Origin of the sequence: Enteractinococcus helveticum, assembly GCF_020742345.1 — a bacterium.
GTDB classification, from domain to species: Bacteria; Actinomycetota; Actinomycetes; order Actinomycetales; family Micrococcaceae; genus Yaniella; species Yaniella helvetica_A.
In genome coordinates this window covers 1-5,508 of record NZ_DYXC01000053.1, presented here as the reverse complement: position 1 = coordinate 5,508, position 5,508 = coordinate 1, and the positions used below count along the sequence as shown (strand labels likewise).

Genomic DNA, 5,508 nt, shown 5'->3' with positions numbered 1-5,508 from the left:
TTTGGCCAGACTGACGGATTCTGGCAGCTTCATCAGGTTGTCGCCCATCAGCGCGATATCGGCGGTTTCGACCGCAACGGCTGAGCCTGCGGCTCCCATTGCGACACCGATGTCGGCGGTGGCCAGTGCTGGTGCGTCATTGACGCCGTCACCAACCATGGCCACCGTGTGTCCGTCACGCTGCATCGCGGCAACCGCGTCGAGTTTGTCTTCGGGGAGCAACGATGCGTGGATTTCATCGATGCCAGTGGCTTTGCCAATGGCTTCGGCGACCAGTCGGGTATCACCGGTGAGCATCACGACTTTTTCCACACCGGCATCATGCAGGCTGGCCACCATGTTCGCGGCATCATCACGGATCTGGTCGGCGACACCGATAACGCCGATAACGTTGTCGCCAACGGCCACAATCATCGGGGTCTTACCTTGGGCAGCAAGGTTCTTGGCCGTAGCATCGGCTCCGGCCGTGTCGGTGACCCCGTATTGCTCAAGCAGCGGTGCGTTACCGATCAGCACACGTTGGTTACCCACTGCGGTAGCAATGCCCTTACCGGCCACGGGGGTGACCTTGCCGGGTAGCCCAGTCGGCCCAACACCCCGTTGGCGTGCGGAGTCCAAGATAGGTCGGGCCAGCGGGTGTTCGGATCCGGCTTCGGCGGCCGCGGCCCAGCGCAACACATCGCTGTCAGTCATGGTGTCATCGAGCACAACAACGTCGGTCAGCTCCGGACGACCCTCGGTCAGGGTGCCGGTCTTATCGACGGCCACAGCAGAAATCTTGGCTGAGGTTTCTAAGTATTCGCCACCTTTAATCAGGATTCCGTTGCGAGCGGCTCGCCCAATCCCGGCCACAATGGCCACGGGAATGGAAATAACCAGCGCTCCTGGGCACCCGATGACTAGCAAGGTCAGCGCCAAGACGACGTCTTGGGTGATCAGCCCGGCCAGCAGGGCCAGAATGAACACCGCAGGGGTATACCAGGTCGAAAACCGGTCGATAAAGGCCTGGGTCCGGGCTTTGGCATCTTGGGCTTCTTCAACACGGTGAATAATCCGCGCCAAGGTCGTATCGGCACCCACGCCGGTGGCTAGCACTTGGAGGAATCCGCTGCGCGAGATGGTCCCGGCGAACACGGAGTCACCCTTGGTCTTTTCCACCGGCATTGATTCACCGGTAATGGAGGCTTCATCTAATCCCGCGTTGCCAGCAACAACTTGGCCATCGACCGGGACTTTCGCCCCGTTTTTGACTAACACGATCTCACCCATCCGTACCTGGTGGGCTGGGATTTCGTGTTGTTCACCATCGCGCATGACGACGGCGCTGTCGGGGGCAACCGCTACCAACTCAGCCAGCGCGGAGCGGGTCTTATTCATGGTGGCCGCTTCCAGTGCGTGTCCTACGGAGAATAAGAAGGTGACGGCGGCGGCTTCCCAGAAGTTGCCAATGATCACCGCACCGATCGCCGCAACCGAGACCAACAGGTCAATACTGATCATCTTGGTGCTCAGGGCGCGCACAGCGCTGACCACGATGCCATAACCGGCCACGACGGCGGCGGCTAACATCAGCAGATTGGCCAACGTAAAGGTATGCCCGGAACCGTGTGCGTGTTCACCGGCATCAACCCACCACTGTGGGGTCAGGGTCGTGTTCCAGGTGCCACCGGCAAGGTGCTCCACCGCAAAGGAGGCGAGGATCAGCACGCCCGATATCACGGGAACAGCCCACTTGCCGTACCACCATTTTCGTATCCAGCTCACTTGAGAACCCTTCTTCCAACGAGGCCGTTTCTAGAATGCGGAAGGCGTCGCTGTGTAGCCGGCCTTGGCTACCGCGTCCACCAGATCATCAACTGAGGTTTGCGATTCGTCGTGGTCGACTTCTATGCGTGCTGTGGCAAAATGCACCTTTACCGCATCGACGCCGTCGAGACGGCCCACGCGTTTTTCAATCTTGTTGACGCAAGATGGGCAGGAAAAGCCTTCAGCTCGTAACAGGGTGTGGGTCATAGTGTTGTCGGGCATGGTGTGCTCCTTACGTTGAGAACGGTCGATTGTGCTTACCTGCTCTTTTCAGGTTCAGTTTTCACCGTACCGATGCGCACGGCAATCTGCCTTGATGTTGGTCAAGTGGGTGTGGAGTCTGCGAAACATGATGTTGTTGGGCGCGGATTGGTGAAGAAGAACGAGACGAGTAAACGATAGATGGTCGCTGATCAGTTTGAGCGGCGACCCTCTATCTTAAGGAGCTTGCACGTGTCTCAGGCAGCGGCTTGTTGTTTGTCGGAGCGTTCTAATGCCTGATACATAGCTCCAAATGCCTCACAAACGTCATTTGGAATCGCATAATTATCTGTCACAGTACGTAGCTCTTGAAAGAGCTCCGGGATGTTTGCGGTGTTGTCTGACTGGTGCAGTGCCTGGGTGATTTCACGGACCCGGGTGAGTTCTGGGTGGTGTCCGCCGTGAACGCGCTCGACGATAGGGGCCAATTGTGCGGCTTTTTCAATGTGGCGATTTGTCATCTGAAGTCTCCTCTTCCTTGATTGTTACCTCAATCTATGATGTATCGCCCGGCGTGTCTTTGACGTTGGTCAAGTGGCGTCCGATCGTCCTGAGTCCTTATCCTGAGTCATCAAAGTCCAGGTCAAAAGTCGATGCCGTTGTCGAGGCTCGCTACAGCGCTTACTGGCTCGTCCTGGGCAGTTCCTCGGGTGGACAAGGGATTCCAGTCGCGTGCAGGAAAAGAACGACATCAGCAGCGTAGCGTTGGGCTCTTCGTAGTGCTGCAAGAGTTTCAAGCAGCTTTTCCCGATCCATCTGAATGATCGAATACCACGCCAGGATGCCAGCCCAGCACTTTTCGGGTTGGTGGAGGTCCGCAATGGTGCCATGCGAACGAGGCCACAATGAATAATCCTGAAAGCGCTAGGACCGGCCTGTTTCCGTGCCACCATTGTGTAAACCAATTCATCGATCATCCGTCAGGTTCAGCAACGTCTTGAGAACGCCGACGGGGTAGCTGTGTAGCCAGCTTTTGCTACCGCAGTGACGAGGTCATCGACTGATACCCGTGATTCGTCGTGGTCAATTTCAATACGAGCGGTTGCGAAATGCACCTTCACGTCTTCGACCCCTTTGAACCAGCCGACTCGGTTTTCGATCTTGTTCACGCAGGACGGGCATGAGAAGCCTTCAGCGCGTAGCAGGGTGTGGGTGGTGGTGTTGGCAGTCATAAGTTTTCCTATCAATCGTGGGTCATGTTGTACCTTGTCTTTGAAGGTTGAACCTCACGATACTTAAGAGCCGATTTTTGGCCTAGTTGTACGTCCAGGCGGACAAGAGTGCGCGAACTAGTGGTCCTGGTCTGCTTGTGTTGCATGAACGGTGCCGTGCGCGTGATGCGGTGGGGCATAGAGGCTGTAGATCTTCATCGGTTCGTCACCGATATTGGTGACGTTGTGCCACATACCTTTGGGTACCAGGATGATCCAGTCATCGGACACTTCTTCGTCGAAAGTGAATTCATCTTTCGATGGCCCCATCTGAACGCGCCCGCGTCCCTGCTCCAGGCGTAAGAACTGATCGGTATCGTTGTGTACTTCCAGGCCGACATCTCCGCCGACTGGAATCGACATCAACGTGAGTTGCATTTTCTCACCGGTCCACAACGCGGTGCGAAAATTTTCATTCGCTAACGTTGCGTCTTCGATGTTGACGACATAGGGATTTGGGCCATGATCATTATATTTAGTCATATTTGCATCCTACCGACCATCCAAAAATCAAACCAGGATGGGTAGGCTAACCGTACCGATGGACACAACATCCTGCCTTGCTGTTGGTCAAGTGGGTGAAAACAGGTGGCATGGCTTCCACTGGTTGCGTCATACTTGTATAACAAGCGGAGGATTCACGATGGCAAAAACACAGCTGAACGTCCGAATTGACGAGGAACTCGATAGCCGCCTGGCTGCCCTGGCAAAAAGAACCGGGAGTGCGAAGAGCTTTTACACTGTGGAAGCAATTAAACAATTTCTTGAAGAGCAAGAGGACTATTTTTAGCCAAGGACTCGCTGGCAGAATTCCACAACTCCGGTGAGCCCGCTATTGCCATGGAAGACGTCGATTGGGATGACACCAGTCGATAACTTATCAGATTCGTTTCACCCCCAAGGTGCACAATCAACTACGTCGGATTGATAGACCTATGGCATACGGCAGCTGAGGCTGGCGAGCAAACCCCTTCGATGCAGCAGTGGCTTTTGGTGTTATCGTGTCGGAGACTACCGCATTTTGGTGAGTATCCATGACGACGAACTACTCGTGCTGGTCGTTGATGCGGAGCACCGACGACAAATATATCGGAACCGATAAAATACTCCACCGCATTATATTTTTGAAGAACATGTCTCGTGAGATTCGCTCAATATTGTACTGACTCAAGGCTCAGGGCGACTATACTTCCTCCATGTCCATGTCTGCTCGCCCAACACTTGCGTCACCCCGAATACTCTTCAAAGGTATCGTCGGTGCGCTGCTGACCGGGGCGCTGCTAACCGGTTGCGTGACGAACGAAGAGCAAGGCAACCCCGAGGGATGGCAGGAAATCGTCCCGGACGAAAACCCTGAGATCGCCGCACTGGTACCTGATGACATTGCAGCCAAAGGCTATCTGAGTATGGGGACCAACCCGCCGTTTGCACCCTTTGAATTCAAGAATTCTCAGGGCGAGATTATCGGTCTGGAAGTCGACTTGGCCCGCGCATTAGCCGGAGTGTTGGGACTCGAGTTGCGAACGGTCGAACAGGATTTTGCGATGATCCTGCCGGCGGTCTCTGCCGGGACCCTAGATTTCGGTGGCTCGGGTTTCACGGACACCGAAGAGCGCCGCACAAACTACGATTTCGTGAACACCCTGAACGCCGGTGTCCGATGGGCTCAACGCTCCGACCGGGAAGATACCATCGACCCGGATAACGCTTGCGGCCTGACGGTCGCGGTGCAACGCACCACCGTGTCAGAAACCGACGACGTTCGCCCCAAATCTGCCGAGTGCGTGGCAGCAGGGAAACCACCCATTACCGTGCTGGCTTACGACACTTCGGACACTGCTGCTACCGCACTCATATTGGGTCGTGCCGATGCGTTCTCGGCAGACTCACCGATCCTCTCCTGGGCGGTGGAACGCTCCGATGGCCGGATGGTCGAAGTCGGCGAGATGTTCCAAGCCGCCCCCTACGGTTTCGCGGTACCTAAAGATTCCGAACTGGGTGACGCGCTGGCTGCTGCCATGGATCAGTTAATTGCCGATGGCACCTACCAAGAAGTACTTGCCCAGTGGAACATCACCGAGGGCCTCCTAGACCAAGCACATATCAATGGCCAACCGTTGGCCGAACTCGAGGGCTAAGAAAGCACCGATACCGTCATGTCCCAGAATTCTTCGTCAGCACGCGCAACGGTTCAGCCCATCAAAGCGCACCCGGTGCGCCACCCCGGCCG

8 protein-coding genes are annotated in these 5,508 nt (G+C 55.9%); 3 read left to right on the top strand and 5 right to left on the bottom strand.

Translation table 11 applies throughout. From position 1 onward, the window contains the following. From K8V32_RS03985 to K8V32_RS03965, 5 genes are all read right to left on the bottom strand, one after another. Positions 1-1,764, bottom strand: a 1,764-nt coding sequence (locus K8V32_RS03985; RefSeq protein ID WP_303903220.1) for a heavy metal translocating P-type ATPase, incomplete at its 3' end; no start/stop codon positions are given. Between the two features lie 30 nt (positions 1,765-1,794). Beyond that, positions 1,795-2,028, bottom strand: a complete 234-nt coding sequence (locus tag K8V32_RS03980) for a heavy-metal-associated domain-containing protein (RefSeq protein ID WP_043058065.1) — start codon at positions 2,026-2,028, stop codon at positions 1,795-1,797. A 236-nt stretch (positions 2,029-2,264) separates the two neighbouring features. Continuing rightward, entirely contained in the window at positions 2,265-2,528 is a 264-nt protein-coding gene (locus K8V32_RS03975; RefSeq protein WP_043058064.1) for a hypothetical protein, read from the bottom strand. A 465-nt stretch (positions 2,529-2,993) separates the two neighbouring features. Then, positions 2,994-3,239 carry a heavy-metal-associated domain-containing protein gene (locus K8V32_RS03970; RefSeq protein ID WP_303903213.1) on the bottom strand — a complete coding sequence of 82 codons (246 nt, stop codon included), beginning with the start codon at positions 3,237-3,239 and terminating at the stop codon, positions 2,994-2,996. Between the two features lie 117 nt (positions 3,240-3,356). Then, complete coding sequence (locus K8V32_RS03965) at positions 3,357-3,761, bottom strand: cupin domain-containing protein (protein WP_043058062.1); 405 nt, start codon at positions 3,759-3,761, stop codon at positions 3,357-3,359. Positions 3,762-3,921: 160 nt separating this feature from the next. On the opposite strand from K8V32_RS03965, the gene K8V32_RS03960 reads away from it, so the two are divergent. From K8V32_RS03960 to K8V32_RS03950, 3 genes are all read left to right on the top strand, one after another. After that, positions 3,922-4,068 carry a ribbon-helix-helix domain-containing protein gene (locus K8V32_RS03960; protein WP_303903209.1) on the top strand — a complete coding sequence of 49 codons (147 nt, stop codon included), beginning with the start codon at positions 3,922-3,924 and terminating at the stop codon, positions 4,066-4,068. Positions 4,069-4,218: 150 nt separating this feature from the next. Continuing rightward, positions 4,219-4,380, top strand: a complete 162-nt coding sequence (locus K8V32_RS03955; RefSeq protein WP_082911683.1) for a type II toxin-antitoxin system RelE family toxin — start codon at positions 4,219-4,221, stop codon at positions 4,378-4,380. Between the two features lie 94 nt (positions 4,381-4,474). Continuing rightward, a complete protein-coding gene (locus K8V32_RS03950) occupies positions 4,475-5,416 on the top strand; it encodes an ABC transporter substrate-binding protein (protein ID WP_303903206.1) in 942 nt (313 codons plus the stop codon). Positions 5,417-5,508 lie beyond the last annotated feature (92 nt).